This is a genomic window from Acinetobacter sp. YH12099 (assembly GCF_013419195.1).
In the GTDB taxonomy this organism is placed as follows: Bacteria; Pseudomonadota; Gammaproteobacteria; order Pseudomonadales; family Moraxellaceae; genus Acinetobacter; species Acinetobacter towneri.
The window spans coordinates 1-19,421 of sequence record NZ_VPAP01000033.1 but is presented as its reverse complement, the minus strand read 5'-3'; the positions used below and the strand labels follow the sequence as shown (position 1 = coordinate 19,421).

General features: G+C 37.0%; 20 protein-coding genes. 10 read left to right on the top strand and 10 right to left on the bottom strand.

Going from position 1 to position 19,421, the window contains the following annotated elements; translation table 11 throughout:
• Positions 1–398: 398 nt before the first annotated feature.
• Both msr(E) and FTU39_RS13165 read left to right on the top strand, forming a co-directional pair.
• Entirely contained in the window at positions 399–1,874 is a 1,476-nt protein-coding gene (msr(E), locus tag FTU39_RS13170) for an ABC-F type ribosomal protection protein Msr(E) (RefSeq protein ID WP_000052512.1), read from the top strand.
• 55 nt (positions 1,875–1,929) lie between these two features.
• Positions 1,930–2,814: an Mph(E) family macrolide 2'-phosphotransferase gene (locus tag FTU39_RS13165; RefSeq protein ID WP_000155092.1), complete on the top strand. Its 885-nt coding sequence runs from the start codon at positions 1,930–1,932 to the stop codon at positions 2,812–2,814.
• Positions 2,815–3,004: 190 nt separating this feature from the next.
• Here FTU39_RS13165 and FTU39_RS13160 read toward each other — a convergent pair whose 3' ends face one another.
• The 6 genes from FTU39_RS13160 to FTU39_RS13135 all read right to left on the bottom strand — a co-directional run bounded on the left by FTU39_RS13160 (position 3,005) and on the right by FTU39_RS13135 (position 7,075).
• Entirely contained in the window at positions 3,005–3,616 is a 612-nt protein-coding gene (locus FTU39_RS13160; protein ID WP_015060246.1) for a recombinase family protein, read from the bottom strand.
• A gap of 254 nt (positions 3,617–3,870) precedes the next feature.
• Positions 3,871–4,023 carry a hypothetical protein gene (locus FTU39_RS13155; RefSeq protein ID WP_180007070.1) on the bottom strand — a complete coding sequence of 51 codons (153 nt, stop codon included), beginning with the start codon at positions 4,021–4,023 and terminating at the stop codon, positions 3,871–3,873.
• A gap of 344 nt (positions 4,024–4,367) precedes the next feature.
• A complete protein-coding gene (locus FTU39_RS13150; protein WP_180007072.1) occupies positions 4,368–4,748 on the bottom strand; it encodes a hypothetical protein in 381 nt (126 codons plus the stop codon).
• Positions 4,749–4,785: 37 nt separating this feature from the next.
• Entirely contained in the window at positions 4,786–5,295 is a 510-nt protein-coding gene (locus FTU39_RS13145) for a plasmid replication DNA-binding protein (protein WP_180007074.1), read from the bottom strand.
• A gap of 5 nt (positions 5,296–5,300) precedes the next feature.
• Positions 5,301–5,828 carry a HEPN domain-containing protein gene (locus FTU39_RS13140; RefSeq protein ID WP_005113770.1) on the bottom strand — a complete coding sequence of 176 codons (528 nt, stop codon included), beginning with the start codon at positions 5,826–5,828 and terminating at the stop codon, positions 5,301–5,303.
• A 308-nt stretch (positions 5,829–6,136) separates the two neighbouring features.
• Entirely contained in the window at positions 6,137–7,075 is a 939-nt protein-coding gene (locus FTU39_RS13135) for a replication initiation protein (protein ID WP_180007076.1), read from the bottom strand.
• 344 nt (positions 7,076–7,419) lie between these two features.
• Here FTU39_RS13135 and FTU39_RS13130 point away from each other — a divergent pair, with 344 nt between their 5' ends.
• The 3 genes from FTU39_RS13130 to FTU39_RS13120 all read left to right on the top strand — a co-directional run bounded on the left by FTU39_RS13130 (position 7,420) and on the right by FTU39_RS13120 (position 8,946).
• Positions 7,420–8,061, top strand: a complete 642-nt coding sequence (locus tag FTU39_RS13130; RefSeq protein ID WP_004728244.1) for an AAA family ATPase — start codon at positions 7,420–7,422, stop codon at positions 8,059–8,061.
• Complete coding sequence (locus FTU39_RS13125; protein WP_127801923.1) at positions 8,061–8,351, top strand: hypothetical protein; 291 nt, start codon at positions 8,061–8,063, stop codon at positions 8,349–8,351. The genes FTU39_RS13130 and FTU39_RS13125 overlap by 1 nt, the downstream gene beginning before the upstream one ends.
• Before the next feature lie 247 nt (positions 8,352–8,598).
• Positions 8,599–8,946, top strand: coding sequence for a hypothetical protein (locus FTU39_RS13120; RefSeq protein WP_180007079.1), 348 nt, complete (start codon positions 8,599–8,601; stop codon positions 8,944–8,946).
• A 531-nt stretch (positions 8,947–9,477) separates the two neighbouring features.
• On the opposite strand, the gene FTU39_RS13115 is transcribed toward FTU39_RS13120, so the two are convergent.
• Positions 9,478–10,749: an LlaJI family restriction endonuclease gene (locus tag FTU39_RS13115; protein ID WP_180052262.1), complete on the bottom strand. Its 1,272-nt coding sequence runs from the start codon at positions 10,747–10,749 to the stop codon at positions 9,478–9,480.
• On the bottom strand, positions 10,749–12,512 hold the full coding sequence (locus tag FTU39_RS13915) for an McrB family protein (RefSeq protein ID WP_373686624.1): 1,764 nt from the start codon (positions 12,510–12,512) through the stop codon (positions 10,749–10,751). Before FTU39_RS13915 ends, FTU39_RS13115 begins: the two co-directional genes overlap by 1 nt.
• Positions 12,513–12,639: 127 nt before the next feature.
• On the opposite strand from FTU39_RS13915, the gene FTU39_RS13105 reads away from it, so the two are divergent.
• The 3 genes from FTU39_RS13105 to FTU39_RS13095 all read left to right on the top strand — a co-directional run bounded on the left by FTU39_RS13105 (position 12,640) and on the right by FTU39_RS13095 (position 15,241).
• Complete coding sequence (locus FTU39_RS13105) at positions 12,640–13,425, top strand: site-specific DNA-methyltransferase (protein WP_180052261.1); 786 nt, start codon at positions 12,640–12,642, stop codon at positions 13,423–13,425.
• Between the two features lie 2 nt (positions 13,426–13,427).
• The gene (locus FTU39_RS13100) at positions 13,428–14,483 is read left to right on the top strand and encodes a DNA cytosine methyltransferase (RefSeq protein WP_218953099.1); all 1,056 of its coding nucleotides are present in this window, start codon (positions 13,428–13,430) and stop codon (positions 14,481–14,483) included.
• Positions 14,484–14,893: 410 nt separating this feature from the next.
• On the top strand, positions 14,894–15,241 hold the full coding sequence (locus FTU39_RS13095) for a hypothetical protein (RefSeq protein ID WP_070155624.1): 348 nt from the start codon (positions 14,894–14,896) through the stop codon (positions 15,239–15,241).
• Positions 15,242–15,458: 217 nt separating this feature from the next.
• On the opposite strand, the gene FTU39_RS13090 is transcribed toward FTU39_RS13095, so the two are convergent.
• Together FTU39_RS13090 and mobC are read right to left on the bottom strand one after the other, a co-directional pair.
• Positions 15,459–17,456 (bottom strand): relaxase/mobilization nuclease domain-containing protein, encoded by a 1,998-nt coding sequence (locus FTU39_RS13090; RefSeq protein WP_179996664.1) that lies wholly within the window; start codon positions 17,454–17,456, stop codon positions 15,459–15,461.
• Positions 17,453–17,779, bottom strand: coding sequence for a plasmid mobilization relaxosome protein MobC (mobC, locus tag FTU39_RS13085; RefSeq protein WP_180007081.1), 327 nt, complete (start codon positions 17,777–17,779; stop codon positions 17,453–17,455). Before mobC ends, FTU39_RS13090 begins: the two co-directional genes overlap by 4 nt.
• 835 nt (positions 17,780–18,614) lie before the next feature.
• Between mobC and FTU39_RS13080 the strand changes: the two genes are divergently transcribed.
• Positions 18,615–18,935: a type II toxin-antitoxin system RelE/ParE family toxin gene (locus tag FTU39_RS13080; protein ID WP_000897307.1), complete on the top strand. Its 321-nt coding sequence runs from the start codon at positions 18,615–18,617 to the stop codon at positions 18,933–18,935.
• Positions 18,928–19,200: a NadS family protein gene (gene nadS / locus FTU39_RS13075; RefSeq protein ID WP_000369781.1), complete on the top strand. Its 273-nt coding sequence runs from the start codon at positions 18,928–18,930 to the stop codon at positions 19,198–19,200. Before FTU39_RS13080 ends, nadS begins: the two co-directional genes overlap by 8 nt.
• Positions 19,201–19,421: the final 221 nt, after the last annotated feature.

The window sequence follows — 19,421 nt, the reverse complement described above, 5'->3', positions numbered from 1 at the left end:
TTAAAATAAGCCTTATATCCAAGCATAAAACAAGGTTGTCTAGACTTCTTTTAACAGTAAAGTTATCATAAAACTGAATTTTATTTTTTAGGTAAGTTTATGCATTCTATCCGCATTCGTTAAGACACAACTATTTGCATAGTGACACTATTTTATAATGGTGGGCTTTTGTTGTGTCTTTAAGAATATATGCGGATATATAAAGTAAAAGTATGCTTAATTTATAAGTATGCTTTTAGTGCATAGTTTCCAGTTATAACTTAATTGACTAGCTATTTGTCCACCCTGTGGATGAATAGCTTTTTTTTTGGGAGGACACTGTGATGCTAGCTTTTGTTTTCACCTAAATCCTGTTTGCTGCATAAAAAATTTCAAGAGCTAAACAGGAGTAAATAAAAATGAGTTTAATTATTAAAGCGAGAAACATACGCTTGGATTATGCTGGGCGTGATGTTTTGGATATTGATGAATTGGAAATTCACTCTTATGACCGTATTGGTCTTGTGGGTGATAACGGAGCAGGAAAGAGTAGTTTACTCAAAGTACTTAATGGCGAAATTGTTTTAGCCGAAGCGACATTACAGCGTTTTGGTGATTTTGCACATATCAGCCAACTGGGCGGAATCGAAATAGAAACGGTCGAAGACCGGGCAATGTTATCTCGCCTTGGTGTTTCCAATGTACAAAACGACACAATGAGTGGCGGAGAGGAAACTCGTGCAAAAATTGCTGCCGCATTTTCCCAACAAGTACATGGCATTCTAGCGGATGAACCAACCAGCCACCTTGATCTCAATGGAATAGATCTACTTATTGGTCAACTTAAAGCATTTGATGGAGCATTACTTGTTATCAGTCATGACCGATATTTTCTTGATATGGTTGTAGACAAGATATGGGAGTTAAAAGACGGTAAAATTACGGAATATTGGGGTGGTTACTCGGATTACTTGCGTCAAAAAGAAGAAGAGCGACAACACCAAGCCGTAGAATATGAGCTGATGATGAAGGAACGGGAGCGATTAGAATCTGCTGTGCAAGAAAAACGCCAGCAAGCTAATCGATTAGACAATAAGAAAAAAGGAGAAAAATCCAAAAACTCTACCGAAAGTGCTGGACGACTTGGGCATGCAAAAATGACTGGCACCAAGCAAAGAAAACTGTATCAGGCAGCTAAGAGTATGGAAAAGCGTTTGGCTGCATTAGAAGATATTCAAGCACCAGAGCATTTGCGTTCTATTCGTTTTCGTCAAAGTTCAGCCCTAGAACTGCACAATAAGTTCCCGATTACGGCAGATGGTCTGAGCTTAAAATTTGGTAGCCGTACTATCTTTGATGACGCTAACTTTATAATACCGCTTGGCGCTAAAGTCGCTATAACTGGATCGAATGGAACAGGGAAAACGTCCTTGTTAAAAATGATATCAGAACGTGCTGATGGATTAACCATATCTCCAAAAGCTGAAATTGGCTACTTTACACAAACAGGATATAAATTTAACACGCATAAATCTGTGCTCTCCTTTATGCAGGAAGAGTGCGAGTACACAGTTGCGGAAATTCGTGCAGTATTGGCTTCAATGGGGATCGGAGCGAATGATATTCAAAAAAACTTATCCGACTTATCGGGAGGTGAAATCATCAAACTGCTTTTATCCAAAATGCTTTTAGGAAAATATAATATTTTGCTTATGGATGAACCAGGAAACTATCTTGACCTAAAAAGTATTGCCGCATTAGAAACAATGATGAAGTCCTATGCAGGAACTATTATCTTCGTATCTCATGACAAGCAATTGGTCGATAATATTGCTGACATTATCTACGAGATCAAAGACCACAAAATCATCAAGACTTTTGAGAGAGATTGTTAATGATAGCCAATCTAATCCGAACATTAATTATTGAACTCTTTAAAGGAAATTAAAAATGACAATTCAAGATATTCAATCACTTGCTGAAGCACACGGCTTGTTGCTTACGGACAAAATGAATTTCAATGAAATGGGCATTGATTTTAAGGTCGTTTTTGCTCTTGATACAAAGGGGCAACAATGGTTGCTGCGTATTCCTCGTCGTGATGGCATGAGGGAACAAATCAAGAAAGAAAAACGCATTTTAGAATTGGTAAAAAAACATCTTTCTGTAGAGGTTCCTGATTGGAGAATTTCATCTACAGAATTAGTGGCTTATCCCATACTTAAAGATAATCCTGTTTTAAATTTGGATGCTGAAACCTATGAAATAATTTGGAATATGGACAAAGATAGCCCGAAATACATAACATCTTTGGCAAAAACCTTATTTGAAATCCATAGTATTCCTGAAAAAGAAGTTCGGGAAAATGATTTGAAAATTATGAAACCTTCAGATTTAAGACCTGAAATAGCAAACAATTTGCAGTTAGTAAAATCTGAAATTGGTATAAGTGAGCAATTGGAAACCCGCTACAGAAAATGGTTGGATAATGATGTTCTATGGGCAGATTTCACCCAATTTATACATGGCGATTTATATGCTGGGCATGTACTAGCTTCAAAGGATGGAGCTGTTTCAGGCGTTATTGATTGGTCAACAGCCCATATAGATGACCCAGCGATTGATTTTGCTGGGCATGTAACTTTGTTTGGAGAAGAAAGCCTCAAAACTCTAATCATCGAGTATGAAAAACTAGGGGGTAAAGTTTGGAATAAACTATATGAACAGACTTTAGAAAGAGCAGCGGCCTCTCCTTTGATGTATGGTTTATTTGCCTTAGAAACTCAAAATGAAAGCCTTATCGTTGGAGCAAAAGCTCAGTTGGGAGTTATATAATTTAAAAATATGATTGCTGAGAACTGCCTTGTTTTGAAACTTGGTTGGCTTTAATTAGTTTTTAGTATTCTTTATAGAAAATGCCTCGATCAAGGGGCATTTCTAACAATCATTTAACATAAAATTTCTTATGTGAAGTAAACCTGAATGCAGCGGTGCCCCATTGGGGGCGCGTTGAGATAAGCCTCTTTTAGATAACTTTAGCAACTCGATAGACAGTTGCAACTCCACAATTCACTGCTTTGGCAATTTCTTCCTTAGTCATATTGCCAACTACTAGCAATTCTTTTATTCGTTTATGTTTAGCCTCATTTGCCTTCTTGCCTGTTGGTTTGTAACCCGAACGTGCCAGGCCCTGCTTAATACGTTCTATACGTTTCTCATTGTCTAGGCGGGCCATTGTTGCCAGAAGATCAATCAACATATTGTTGATGAGTTCCAAGATTGAATGAGTAATGCTGTCACTGGTTTGAATCATTTGGTAGGTAGTAGGAAGATCTGCTACGACTAAACGAAGTCCCTTCTCCTGGATCCTGCGCTTCAGCTCTTGAAAATCTCGTTGGGTTAGGCGTGATAAGCGGTCAATACTTTCAACTAACAATGTGTCACCTTGATTTGCTTCTGACAGTAGCTTATTCAATTCAGGTCGGTCTAACTTCGTACCACTATAGTTTTCCACGTACACAATGGTTTCACCCAAATTCAAGTTTTGGTTTAGATCCTGAAGAATCTGCAAAGCCCTTTCTGCATCTTGATCTTTAGTTGAAGCTCGTAGATAAATACGTGTATTCATTTCTATCATTTAATCTTAATTCTATTAGATTAATGATAATACTATCATTTAATTATTGCATTAAGTCTAATGATAGATATTGTATGCGATTTGGCTCGCTATCATTCAGGTATAGTTCAATGATAGGTTTTATTCGTAATGAAAATGCCACCTGAACCGCAAAAAGGATCAATGGCATATACCAATCCAAGCCACGTACGTGAATGGAAGAAAACTTGCAGGGGTGTTATTCGCTTCCATTCACGTACGCACAGCTTAGATTCTTATTTTCGTGTCATTTCAGCTTTGGCTGATGCCCCAGCTTCAAATGACCAACCTTGTCCTTGTGCTTCCACGTAGGTATCACACCCAAACGTAAGAAACATCACGACAAGTAAAGCAAAAACAACTTTCCAAACATTCTTCGACAATTTCATTTTTCTCATCCTCTCTAACACTTAATCTTCTGTCTAAGTATTTAGTCACCGACCTAATTGCTGTTTTCTGTGTAATATCGCCCACCCTACAGGGCAGGGATACTTTCCCAAAGGGATGTGGAATTTCTTCCATAAAAAAAGCCCGCCTTCACAGCGAGCTTCCTATACAACGTTTCATCGACACTCAAAGTCGTTTTGACAATAAAACTATCAAAACCGATTTTAGCTACGAAAGGGCTCCCCCCCTCCTTTAAACGGATGACTTTTAAATTTTCTTTTTTATATCAATCAAGTACTGCACGCATTAAATAACCAAACAAACCACGGCGCTTAGGCTACTACCCCTACTTCAAAGGCACATATATGCCTTCTTGACTGCAATCCTTTTCAGTTACGCCCATCACTTCTTTGGTTTTGACTACCATGCTTTTTAACCTTTTGGCTTTATCAAGATTTCTATATTTAGGTTTCTCACTAATAGTTTTTATTTTATTTAGGTAGCCGAGAGAGCTGCAGTTTAAAAAAAAGGCTTGTTTATATTCTTGAGAGGTGATCGCTCCCTCATTCAACTTTTTTTCACGCAATTCATGGAGAACCATGGATGCATTCTTTAATCTTTTATAGTGAGGCTCTACTTCCTTATTATATTCATCGAGCAAGACTGTATTCCCAAAACACCCCATGCTCAAAAAACTTAACACTACAGCTACTTGAATTTTTCTCATCAGTTTCTCATCCCTTCTATACGTATTACTTTCAAAATTAATCAAGTACCGCACGTATAACACGACCAAATAAGCCACGGCGTTTCTGTGGTTCAGGTTGTGATTCCTGAATGATCGGCTTAGGTTCAGGCATTGGTTGCGGTGTCGGTTGAATTGGCTCAGGTGTCGGCTCCTGTACCTGTTCAGTTTGTGGCTGTAGTTTAGGTGCACCAAGTAATCGCTGTAAGGATTCGATCTGCTCGTCTTTAGCCTGTAATTGTTCACGTTGAAATTTTTCACGCTCTTGTGCCAGCTCAAGCTGTTTTTGAAGCATGTCTACCTGCTGTCGCATGATGTCTAGTTCTGCCGACTTTTGTGTCGCCTGTGACTGTAGCGTGACGTTTTCAGTTTTTCGTTGTGACGGTTCACCAAAGACACGTATTGCTTCCGCAAGGTCAATTTTTCCATCACTGTTTTTACTTATATCGCCTTTATTTATACGCTTGTAGATGCTTTGGCGGTTTAGACCATAAAGTTTAGCAAGTTCTATTACCGAGAGTGCTTTCATAATTTTTATCGTTCTAGTTTAGTAGACAACATTACATGAGGACTACATGTAACGCTACTGCCAGAACCATATTGTTGATAAATAGAATCACCATTATCCTTAATGTAATCAATAAAAAAATTTGCCACAGCTTCTAAATAACCTGTAGAAAATGCTCTACCAACATAAGACTTTCTAAAATCTTCAAAGTAATAACGTGACCCAATGAAATCTCTTCGAATCTCAGTTAGAGCATTTTTTAAATCTACCTCAGTAAGATCTAGAAACTCTCCTAACAAAGCTTTTTTCTCATCTTCTGGTAAACGTTCGAAAAGATCCAAGACATCATGACTTGATGGATATTTACCACAAGTTAAAAGTAACAATGACTTGAGGGAACACTCAAGACTAAAAGATTGCAAAGTAATGATAGGCATAGAAGTATATTCACTTGGGCTATCAACTAAGACTTTGGCGCTTTCAAAATAAGCTATACTTTGATCCATTAAAAAAATAGCTTCGTCAAAAGCATTCTTAATCCGAGCATTAGACATAAAAAGATCCATTTGAAACTTAAAGGAAGGCTGTTATCTGATAAGGCTCACTTGTACCAATCAATTACCAATTTACGCGATACATTCAGCTCCAATTGAATCGTTGCCAAACTGTTTTTAAAGTGATCTTAACTTCTTAAGAACGGTAAAGGTTATAATTCAACTTGCCATCAATATACAGAGATTTTGGATGGATCCTGGACAAAGATGTAAAACAGTCTAATTCAGGTTCAAGCTTTGCTGTAAACAATATTTTTATAAATCTAAGAACCATAACAGCCCTTAAAAAGGCTGTTATCTGATAAGGCTTATTTGGTCTCATTTTTCTTATGCCGATAATAAGTCGCACGGCTAACCCCTAATGCTTCCCAAGGTTTCATAGAGCGCTCTGAATCAGCCTTAGAACCACGCTTAGACTTAGCACCACCTTTTGCACCACGCTTTGCCTGTATCTCTCTGAACTCACCATAGCTAAACCGCTGCCAAACCCACTTAGCAATGCTCTTGGCCGTAGCTTTTACCTCACTGTAGGGTAATGGCTGCTCAAAACCGCTGTTAATCGCTTCTATTTGCGATCTGACGGCTCTTTCCCACTCATGGCTAGAGTTGTGGTGCATGTAATCCCTAATCGCCTTATACGCCCAATGACGGCCTTTCTCGAACATTGTAACGTTACGTCCCAAGCCGACAACTTCGAGCTTTTTCGGTAGTTTCTTCGGCAGGTCTACAAAGTCCGCAAGGTAGTCAAGTGAGTACGCTTGTTTTGTCCAATAGGTTGTCCGCCATTGTGGGTGCAACGGGTTCTTGGTGATCAGTTGTGAGTAGCCAATGTCAGCACCTAATTTGAGTGCATAAGCGTAGTACACCGCCTGTGCATATTTGATTGCTTTTACACTCGCAAACTCGCTTGTGCAAAGTGGTATTTCAAGCTTGTAGCAGTGGTGACAATGCCCATTCTCAGCGTTCTGTGTTGTCCAAAAGGGCTGTGGCAAACCTGCATCAAACCACGATAAAGCAGCATCTTCTTTGTCATCATCGAAGATAAAGTAAATTGTGGTCAGGGGAGGATTTATCTGAATGTAGGGCTTTTTAACCGCGATGGATTTAGTACGGATGAGCATGTAGCCAGGCTTCTCATCCATGCAATATGGTTTATTTGGTAGACTCTCGAATAGATCGAGTTGCTGCTGTGTCCCCAATTCCGTTCTAAATTTAGTCAGTGTCGAGTGACTTTTTGTATAATTCATGGGTTTACTCTTTAGTAAACCGCCTTTTGTTCTTTGCATATACTAAATTTGTGGTATATGATTATAACAAACACAAGACGGATTCATCTCCTTATTGTTGTTAAAGATACGAGCCTCGATTGATTCCATTCCGCCAAGTTTGAAAATCATCGGGGCTTTCTTTTGTAAGAATATAACTAATCAACATAAAATTTCAATCAATAAAACTATATAAAATAATAAATTATCAAGATAGTTACGTAAGTTGCGTAAGTTAAATAATCTTATTATTTATAAACTATTGATCTAAATAGAAAACTTTATATAATGAATTTTAAATAAGTTACGTAAGTTAAATAATCAAGATGATAATTTTAGTTGGTGGTGAAAAAGGAGGGTCCGGTAAAAGTTGCCTCGCCCAAAATTTAGCTGTGTATTTACAAGCGAAAAAGAGAGATATTTTATTATTAGATGCTGATCCACAAGGTACTACTACTGATTGGATTAAAGAACGTGATGACAACAATAAAGTAGAAAGTATTCCTTCAGTACAAGCTGCTGGGAATATCCGTCAAATATTATTAGACCTGTCTAAACGCTATCAAGACATTATTATCGATGCAGGTGGTCAAGATTCTGAGGCTTTACGTTCAGCAATGACTATTGCAACTCATATGTTATTGCCATTTCGTCCTAAAAGACGTGATCTAAAAACATTGGTTCATGTTGAAAAGTTGATCCGATTAGCCAAAGCTGTAAATCCAGAGCTTTATACTCGAGCAGTTATTACTCAATGTCCAACTTTACCAAGTCAGTTTCAAAGAATATTAGACGCTAAAGAAGCATGTGAATCTTTTGATTTGATTCCACTTAACAATTTTACGTGTAATCGAAATATCTATGATGATGCTGATGAAAATGGATTATCTGTCTTTGAAATGTCATCTGATGAAAAAGCTAAACAAGAAATTGAACAAATTGCTAAAGAGTTTTTAGGAGATCTTTAATGGCACTTAAAGGCTTAAAAAAATCTGAGCAAAGTTTAAACGAAGAAAAAATCGAGGACTTTATTCAGGGTGCAACCAAACGTGTTAAGAAAATAGAGCCAACACAGCAAACTTATAAAAGATACACCTTCTCTTTAACTGAAGATGTCAATCATCAAATAGATACTCTTTTGGTAAATTGTAGAGTTGCTAAGGCCAATCGTTCTATCATTTTAAAAGCTGCTATTAGTCAACTAGAAAAACTATCTGCTGAAGAACTGCAAAAAATCGTATTAGATAAAATTAAGTAACTTACGTAAGTTACTTAATCTACATAAGTTAATGCTTTAAATTTTTATTAAATAAACCTTTTGAAATATTGCTTACTTATCGATCGTGGAACATGAAAGATTGATAAAACAGCCTAAGAGAGCGTGCTTAGGCTGTTTTTACAGGCATAAGGCATTGTTTTAAAATGGTTTTTACAAAGCGTTTCGTATAAGGTGTATTATGTTAATTTTATAAAAACTTCAGAAAACATTGAATATGGGGATTAATATGACAACTTGTCCAAAATGTAACTCAACTAATATCGATAAGCTTAATTATGGAAAACGTGCTGGCGCTACCGTAGGTGGTGCAGCAGGTGCAGCTGGCGGTGCTGCTGCTGCATTAGGTGGTGGTGCAGCTGGTGGGAAAGCTGGAGCTATACTAGGAGCCGTTGCTGGTCCCATTGGCATAGTTACTGGTGCTGCTGTCGGAACTGTAGCAGGGGCAATTACTGGAGCACTTATTGGTGGCACAGCTGGAGCTACAGCAGGTGCTGTTACAGGGCGTGCTATTGATCAGCATATCCTCAATAACTATGCGTGTCTAAAGTGTGGATATAAGTTTAATGAGGCATAAATATACCCCCATTTAACATAATGGTGGTTATACGCAATACACTTGTATATTAATATAAATATCAAAGACTTAAAATTTTACACCAAACCCTAAAATCCATAAAAAGCCGATTTTGAAACAAGTCGGCTTTTTTATGAGCAGTTTTGATATTTTTTGCCAACATTTTTGCTTAAAAAACACTCAAAACCAAAAATCACATACATTCTATAAGGCTTTCAGCCTGAAAAAAATCCACAATTTCTGCGGATAAATCTGAGGCTATTTTTAAGCCAGTTTTGTACGCTTTGACGTACAGTAATTTAAGGAATCTGCTTCTAGCTGATCAAAGCGTTATTTCTTATGATGAAGTCATAGAGAGCAGGAAGCTCCAAACAACAAGAATAAGAAAGATCAGCACAAGGATGGTTAGGTACGACAGGAGTTATACCTTGCAACCAAACACGAAAAACCCCGACAGGATGTCGGGGTTTTTTATTACCAAAATTTGATTCGCATAATTCGTATTATGTTAATTGTAGGAAAACTTACCAATTAAATATAATCTGTAATATGAATTTTTTTAGACTTTAAGTAGCTCTTCATAACATCATTCGGATCCAAATATAAGCATTCAATAGGAATAAAATCTTCCGCTAGTTTCGCTAATTTTGTTTCATCTTTAGATTCTTCACGATAAACCATTTTAATAGTCGATAATGGTTTGGTTATCCCTGGAAAAATGAAAATATTTTTAATCGATTTAAGCTCAGGGTAAATCAATTTAACAGCCTTGACATAGAAAAACTGTTTAACTAGATCAGACCATCCCGGAGCATCATGGGCTCCTGTAGCAGTATAGTATTTACTATCTATGACCCAACAAGAATTTTTGTTTTTAATAAATACATCTAAGCGCATACCTTTTTGAGATGAGTTTTGAGCAGGCTTGGATCCATCAGTAAATATATACTGGGGTATTGGTAATAGCGAATTTATTTTAAGATCAACATCATGGAAAATATTTCTAAGTAAGAACTCCCAAACGTAATGAAATTTCCGAATTCCAATTACGATATTCTTGGATCCACTTTCATGAACCTTCTCTAAATATCTGATCAATAATTGCAGAGTTCTAATTTCTAAGGAAACAAAGGTTGAATGTAACCTTTGATTTAGCAGAGAAATTTTTTGATTAACATCCAGTTCGTTAATTAATTTCTTTTCACTTAACTGATCTTTAGATACAAAGTTAAATCTTTCATCTAGCCAGTGAAACTTTTTCAAAATATCTAAAATAATTTCACAATGAATACTGGAAATTAAATCATCTTGGTAAATGGAAACTGGATATTTATGAAGGTCAAAGTAAATTGGGACATTATCACTAGTGAATACAGGAAACTCTCTATTCACTGTTTTAGACCAATTCGTTCGTCCCTTTTCACTATAAGTATGTGTCTTAGATCTTAAGATCCCCACACTGAAATATAGATCTATAATTTCAAAAATGTCTGTTAAGGAAATTTCTTCAATAACCTTACCTTGTTCATCTTCATCAAATGCTAACAAACTAGAATCAATAGAGTCTTTATAAGCATGAATTACCCTAATTAAATTTCCTATAGATTCAATTTTTTTAGAGTCTGATCTAGAAGGAGCAAAGCAGTATGTACAACCCTCAGAGATAATGACCCCACAAAATTTAATTTTTCGTCCCTGATCAACTACATCAAGACCGCCAACTGATACCAATTTATCAATTACATAATCAGGGATTTTTTTTGAATCGATAAATTGTTTATCTTCAAAAAACTGATATTCCATCACTCTGCTTCTGTCTTATTAGAGGTATCAGTATCTACATCTTGTGTTGTTTGTAATATCTCCATAAATTTATCTGAGAATATTGGCTTCTGATCAGAATACCGTTGATATAGCTCACCATACCCATGAATATCACTTCTAAAAATTTCATCTTTATTCTTATACTTAAGGGCATCATCCCATAAGTATGAACAAATTTTGCCAATGAAAGTCTGTTCAGCTTGATCTTCAACTAGATCACTATCTTTAATAAACCACGGACCAATAAGATTATCTTCTACAACCTTTAGTTGAACTAAAACAGTATTAATAGTTTGGGCTAGTGTTTTCCATTCTACATTTGGTAAAACTGTATGATGAATTGGAACTTTGCCTGTTGCACAATTTGTAAAATCTATTGGTAGGTATTCAAAAATCCAACGTCTTTTAAATGCAGTATCTAATGGAAAAACAGCCTGATCACTACTGTTCATGGTTGCAATAATTGATAAGTTACTCGGTATCATCAATTGACGTTTTACAATAAATTCATGACTTAAACCTAAAGTAACTGCTAAAGCATCATATAAGTCTTCATCTTGTATCAGAATTGGATATTCACTTTTTCCTTCATCATCTCTATCTAGGAGCTGGAAAATCTCTCCAAATACTGCAGCAGTATTTGCTCGATTTAGTTCTTCAATAACTAAAAAATAATGATTGTCCTTATCTAAAAGAGCTTTTTCAAGTATCTGAATAAAAGGCCCTTTTCGGAAGCTATAAGTGATTCCAGTAGAGTCTTTATGTGGCTTTAAACAACCTATGAAATCTGAATATTGAGTTTCAGGATGAAAAACTGTCCGAATATAGTTTTCACCAACTATTTTACTAACTGATGCACTTTTTCCTGCTCCTGGAGCACCATAAATAATTTTGTTATACCCCTTGATACAACTTGGGCTACCAGTCTCAGTCTCAGTCTCAGTCTCAGTCTCAGTCTCAGTCTCAGTCTTATTTTGTTCATATTGAACCCGAAGAATATTAAATAAGTTATCTATTCGATTTTTCTTATTATTGAACTCATTAGAAGACAACGGAGGAATTGGTAATTTAGGGGATAAATCATAAAGTCCCTTTATGGTAAAAGGTTTCAATATTCGAGATGGGCCATTACTAAAGAAGTCGATACCTCTTTCAATCTTTTTATAGAGTCTATCTTCTACCGTTCCATCCTCTAATTTATATTGTGTTTGTTCAACTAAAAAACTAATAAAACCTGAAAATGGTTTAAATAGAGAATGTGCTAAAAATGCATCATCTTTTCTTAAAATAAGAATAAAAAAGTCAATGTATTGGTTTAAGTTATGTTCAACAAAACAATCAAAAAGATCAATAAAGGAGGTATATTCTAATTTCTTTGCGTATCTATTTTGTCCTGAACGCTCAGCGGAACTGGAACCACTGTTAATAAGGGTTATATAGGCTGTTTTATAACAATTTAATAGTCCCACTTGTAGATGTTCTGTTTGTGCAGTTAATAATTGATTTTTATCAAAAATATCAATTGAATAAGAAGAGTTTCCACTCATTAAATTAGTAAATGCACGAACTATGCTATCTTTGAATTTTATCTTTGTTATCCCGGCATCGACATACTCTTCAGAATACTCGATGACTACAGGTTTATCATTTGTTTTCCATATAAGATAAGCTGTCACAAAAGCTTGTAAATGATCTGGAAGAGAAGATTTTATTCCTAATCTTGGGGATACGCTTTCAATCACAAATCATTCCTTAAAAATTATGTTTTATTACTTAGCTCTACAAAGCGTCAATTAAGGACGCCAAGAAAGTACAAGATTCTATAATGTTGTTATCATACAACAATTAAATTGAATATTTTGCTGTCTGATGAATTCTTCCTTAAATGAAAACCATCTAAATCATGATGTTAGCTTAGATGAACAGCAATATAGAGACCCCTCGTCTGTACTCCTTAACATAGACTGCTTAGCAGGACTAAAGTTACTCAAAGATGAATCAGTTCATTTGTGCCTAACAGATCCACCATACAATTTGGGAAATTTCATGAAGGGTCGGAATACAGGAGTATTTCGATTAAGAGAAAATCATTTTGTAGCTAGTGGTTGGGATGATTTGGCATATGAAGATTGGTATGTCCAAATGCTAAGTTTTCTTCAATTAACTTATTCAAAGCTAGCTCCGAATGGAGCTGTTATTATCTTCATGTCTATTATTAAAGTTGAAAGCATCATAGAAATTGCGCAAAAAGCTGGTTTCTATTACAAGACTACTGGTATCTGGCATAAGACGAACCCAATGCCTAGAAATATGAACTTAACTTTTGTTAACTCAACAGAAGCTTGGGTTTACTTAATAAAAAAAGGCCCTTCTGGGACTTTTAACAATAATGGCAAATTATTACACGATTTTATTGAAACTGGCCTTACACCAAAATCTGAAAAGAAATTTGGAAAACATCCTACTCAGAAACCAGAAAAACTTATCCAACATTTCGTAGAAGTTTTATCTAACCCAAATGATTTGATCATTGATCCATTCATGGGAAGTGGAACAACAGCGGTTGTATCTAAAAAGTGTGGGCGACGTTTCTTTGGTACCGAATTAAATTCTGAATATTTTGACTCAGCTTGTAATCGAGTTAAGGATGTATGATTTTGCAAACAATTGATTTATTTTCTGGCGTTGGTGGTATGTCCTACGGATTTGAAATGGCTGGATTTAAAAGCCTATTAGCCGTAGAAAAAGAGCCAAATATTGCAAAGACATATCAAATCAACTTTCCACATTCGAAAGTTTTAAACGAAGATGTTACTAACTTAAAAATTCATGAAGTTTTTAAGGAAATGGTAGAAAAAGTTGATGTTATTTTTGGTGGCCCACCATGCCAAGGTTTTTCTCAAAAGGGAAAGCGTCTCAGTCTAGATGATGAAAGAAACTATCTATTTAAGTATTTTCTAGATGTTGTTGCATTTGTTCAACCAAAGGCTTTTGTAATCGAGAACGTACCCAATCTACTTACAACTAGTGATAGTTACTTCTTTAATTTAATTAAAGAAGATTGCGAGAAAATGGGATATACCATTAACGCAAAAATTTTAGATGCATCTGATTTTGGTGTGCCTCAACAGAGAAAAAGAGCTTTTATTGTTGGTATTAAGGAAAATCAAGTTTTTGATTTTTCTAAATTAGATTATAAAGAGCCGCCAAAACTAGATGAAATTTTTTCTGATTTACCTAGTCTTGAAGCTGGAGAAGGAAAAGATATATACGATTACATATCTCCTCCTAAGACAGAATATCAGTCATATTTGAGAAAAAAATCTATCACCGTTAAAAATCATCAGGCAACCAATCACTCAAAAATAGTTCTTGATCGTCTTAAGATGATTCCCCATGAAGGTGGTGGTAAAGAAAGCTTACCAGAGGAACATCTCACTAAATCAATCTACAGTGGCACATGGACACGACTAAGAAGTGATGGGATAGCAAGAACGATTACAACTCGATTTGATACCCCCTCTTCAGGACAATTTACCCTTCCAAAACAAGATCGGTGCTTAACTGTTCGAGAGGCTGCTAGAATCCAATCATTCCCTGATCATTTTATATTTTCAGGTCCAAAGTCTAATCAAATGCTTCAAGTAGGGAATGCTGTTCCACCTTTACTTGCATATGCTATAGCACGTAAATTGAAAGACTATATTGTATAAAGTCGAAAGTATGGGGAAATGTATTTCCCCATTTAACATAAAATCTCTTATACGAAATTCAGATGTAAGCCACTGAATAGCCAACGATTTTATAGACACCTTTTAGTTAGATTTTTTCAGTTTTTATAAGAACTACTGATTAGGACCTTGACGCCCTGCTTTTTACTGGATAATCTTATTTTAACGCAGCAAAATCTGTGTCCAGGCGTGAGAACCTGATAAAATCTAGGTGCAATTAAATGTCGCACTTGCGGCTATTTTTTTGCCTACTGTTAAGCAGTCCCTATGGTAGCTTAGCAGGGCAGCTTCGTGCTGGCTGATCCTAGATTCAGTATTCTCACCCCTGTTAAGTTGCCTCCATTGCCGTGAGAAGTGATGGAGATAATTAAACTCTTATCTAGGAAACTGCTATGCATATTAAATTCAATGATGCAAACCCATGCATCCCAAAAAACCTCGCTAAACAACTGATTGTCGAAAGCGCTAAACTTCTGAATCATCAACAACGCCAAGCCTTGCTCGATATTTTCATGACTTTAGATCAGGCGGAAAAAACAGCTGAAAAGACACTTCAGCAACATGCTGTAGCGCAACAAAGCACCCACAACTTTTCTCAAGATCACGAATACCAAGAAGACAATCAGGAATATTGGTCAGGTCATTACTATGATTCTTACAGTCAAGAATATCCGGAAGATTGGGTAAAACGGACTCAGTCCACCCCACATCGTCATAAGCTCCCTAGAACTACTTACTGATCGTGGGGGGTTCCTCTTTAAAAGTAGGCATCATAATCCGAGCTACTCGACAGAGTTGGCTCGGATGAATACCGGGGAAACTGAGGGATTTGAGAACCTGATTACAGTCGTTGAACTGCATATTAAAGAACTCAATACCTCTGCCTTTCAAAATGTGTTTCCTGATATTGGCTTTCATCAAATTTATATTCAAATCTTTCATTTCATTAATCCCTCTTTACATTTCACAATCCAGTCCTGAACTGCGCTCAGCAGCCCGTTGCTTTGCTTGTAGCTCTTTGCGCTTATCTAACTCATCTAGAGCCTTGAAGATATATCCTGGATTAAATCCGCTAACTTTTGTTGATACTGCTCGACTGAGTTCATTCTCTCGCTGATTTGGTTCGCCAGTGGCTTCGTTTGCTTCTCTATTTCTGCTTGCACCAGGCTCGGCAAAATCTCCCTTAACAAGCTTCTCAATTCTTCTTGTACGTCTAAAGAACTCACCAATTTCGTCACATGCGTCTTTAAAACGGTCGCCAATTCGTTCTGTAAAGCCTCTGAAAAATGCTCTGAGACTGTCTGCTCTGAGAGTTTTTTCACTATTTCCTGATAGCGTTTGACGATCTGCACTTCTTCCTCGCTCTTTTTGAGTAAGATCGCTGTGTAATCTTCTAGTTGCTGCAAGGCTTTCTCGTGCAATCCTAGTGCTTTCTGCTGCTCTTCCAGCTGCTTCAAGGCCTTCTCTTGCTGCTGCTGTTGCTGCTTCAATTGCTGTTGTTGTTCTTCGATAATCCCCAATAGCTGGGCTTCTAGACTGCTCATTTACTTCTATTTCTCCACTATTACCCGATAATTGCCCTCGTAATGCGGAGCTTTCGGGTCTATCTGTACGCACAATTGTTTGTCGCAAGTCAAAAGATTCAAGGTTGCTCCCCTCACTCGTAAATCCTCGATTTGCTGGTTCATTCGGCTTAACTGATTTTTTTGGTAATTTAGATAAAGTCCTGTTGCTATACTGCTCATAACTAAAACGCCAACTAGAATAATCAACGGCCAAACTGACGTAATAAGGGCTTTTTTCAAAGTCGCTTGGCGCACTATATCTTCTTGTAAGCGGTTCGACTCTTGCAAGATCTCCTCTAAGCTCTCGACTTGCTTCTGGCAGGCTGCCTGAATTTCGGTGATTGCTTCTGTATGTGCTTTCTGCAACGTCTTCTTGTCTGTTGTAATCTGCTCGATAATCTCGCTCGTGGCTTCGCTCTGCTGATTTTTCAACGCCTCCTTGTTGGTCAAGATTTGGGTCTTTAGCTCTTTCGTGGCTTGCATGTCCTGCTTTCTCAAGCTCAGCGTCTCTTTGCTGATACTTCTGCTGAAATTCTCGGATCTTGCCGTCAATTTGTTCTGCGTATCGCTGAAGATTTTCTCTATAACGCTTTCGAGCTTCTCTTCTGTATCGTTCTGACGCTTCTGCTGTAAGGCTATCGCCCTCTGCTCCAAATCTGAAATTCTGCTCATAAATAGCACCTTCTAAGCGAATAGGGCGTGAGTTTTCATCGCCATAAGGATTTCTAATGGAAATGGCTTTTGCTGTTTCTTTAGTGACATCTAACCCAAGATCAATAAGCCACTGTTTCATGCTCTCACGGTCAGTAATAAAGCCTTCTTCAATTTGTTTTTTTGCTGCTACATCTAAAACTCTTTTGATGTCTGCGGTATTTTTAGGCAGGCTTTTCTTAGTTTTGATGTCTTGGCGAAACATCGGATCGTCTGGGTCATGTAACTGATGCTCAAAGTTAATAATCTTCTTAAACAGATCAACTCTCGGCATATCGGCCTCATGATAGAAGGGCTGTAGCCGGTTTCCTGTCAGGATTTCAGTGTTTGGAATCAAGAAATTTAACTCAAGCCTGCGCTCCCCTGTTTCCTCGTTTATCTTGTCCCGATGCTCAATCCAAAGCACTCGATACTGATCTGAACTCATACCTGGAAAAAGACAGTGCTCAAAATCGGCCATGATTTTGCGCTTGGCTTCATCTGATAAATCGCTCTCGTAAAAACTCAGGCATCCGGACGTATATTTTTTTGCAAAAGGCGAACTGTCTATAAGTCCTGCAACTTCTTGCTCATTACCACTTAAAATTTTTGCATGCTCACGGTCGCGCTTTTTCCCAAGAAAGTAATCAAGCGGCCCTTTTGAAAGTCCAGCGCCATATCTGAAAAATTCGACAATCATTTTAAGTCTCGTCTCAGTGCTTCAAGGTTTTCATTGATAGCAATCAACAGGTGAAACAGTCTCACAGCATCAAACGGCTCACCTTTAGCAATATCAGTATTTAAAGCTTTTGCGACCTGATTAATGTTGTTACCAATTCTTGAAAGTTCGAGTAAAAACTCTCGATCAAGTTTTGTATAAACATGCTTTTGTTCTCTCCCGCCTACTGCTGCCATAGCTGACTCACGTAAGAATCTAGCGATATTTTCAACATTCCCATCTCTTAGTTTTTGAAGCTCGGTATCTGACATTCTCACCTTGTAAACTTTGTTTCTCGTTTTCATTTTCGACTCATGCTGCTTTTGCTTTTTACCGCCAAGCTTGTCTTGGCGGTCGGGGGGTTTCGGGGTCTCCCTGAACAAGGTCATAGAACCAATTTTTGAGCGAAGCGAAAAAAGGGGTCTCTATGTATCCTTGCGTTCCAATACTGATTCACCTGACGTTAGCAGAAATAAAAAAAACGAATCCCCGATAGTGGTGTTTTTGAATTTTTTTTCTGATACTAATAAATGAATAAATTTTTCAGGCGTGTTCAAGAACAGAAAGTAGCGAGTGAGCTGGTATGTTTCTGAGATTCTGATGTGAAGTGTTGAAAGAGATAAGGCTCATTTTTATCTGTATGCGTGCAATTTGAGTCCTTCCGGTAGATATAGAGCGAGTGTCTACGAGCGTCACACTGAAAAGTTGCGCCTAGACTCCCTGCAAAACCGCTTTTAAGTGCTTTGAACTCTAGAAAATCTACATTTTTATGTAGTCTTATGCACCCAGACCGAGCAAAGCGAGTAAAAAGCTTTATGAGCGAAGCGAATTCATCATGCTTTTGCTTTTTATTGAAGTCACAACGAGATGAGCCAAAAAATAAAACCTATTTTTCGTTCATAAGCAGATATGAAAATATCATCAGGTAGTTCTATGTTTAGACGACTATTCCCAGATAGTTCTTTTAATTCTTGAATAATGTTATCAAGCTTATTTTGCATATACATTCTGCTCTATCGCATTAAAGTTCTTACTACAATTTAACATAATGGCTGTTATGCGAAACGAGATCTACCAGCTCTCGTTTTTTGTTATGGAAACTGCTAAAATTCAAATACGCCATTGACGTATAAAGAGTCCATGTTATTTATTGAAACCAGCATCTTTACCAAGCAAATTAAAGACCTTGTATCTGATGAGGAATATCGTCAACTTCAGCAAGATCTTTTGGTACAGCCTGATAGAGGTGACCTAATCAAGAATGGCGGTGGTATTCGCAAAGTACGTTGTGCTCAAGGTAACAAAGGGAAAAGTGGTGGGATACGGGTGATTTATTATTGGGTCACCGAGGATGATCAGATCTTTTTCTTAGTGGCTTATCCAAAATCAGTAAAAGATAATTTAACAGATAAGGAAACCGCCATTCTGCACCAACTCGTGAAGGAGCAATTTCATGGATAACAACTTATTTGATGACTTGGTTGCTTCAATCAAAGAAGCTGGAGCTATCAAACGTAAAGAAGTTAAAGCAAGCCGAGTTACAGAACTCGAATTGCCTGATATTAAAGAAGTACGTGAAAAAACTGGCTTGAGCCAAAATGAATTTGCTGCACGTCTACATATTAGCCCCCGTACCCTGCAAAATTGGGAACAGGGACGACGCTATCCAACTGGACCAGCAGCTACATTGATTCGAATTTTAGATGCTCACCCAAGCCTTATTTGAAAAAATTACTTAAAAAATGGGAGCTTAAGGCTCCCATTTTTATTTCGTATAAGGTGTATTATGTTAATTTTAGAAAATCTTCACTACTATTATTTTAAAATAAGCCTTATATCCAAGCATAAAACAAGGTTGTCTAGACTTCTTTTAACAGTAAAGTTATCATAAAACTGAATTTTATTTTTTAGGTAAGTTTATGCATTCTATCCGCATTCGTTAAGACA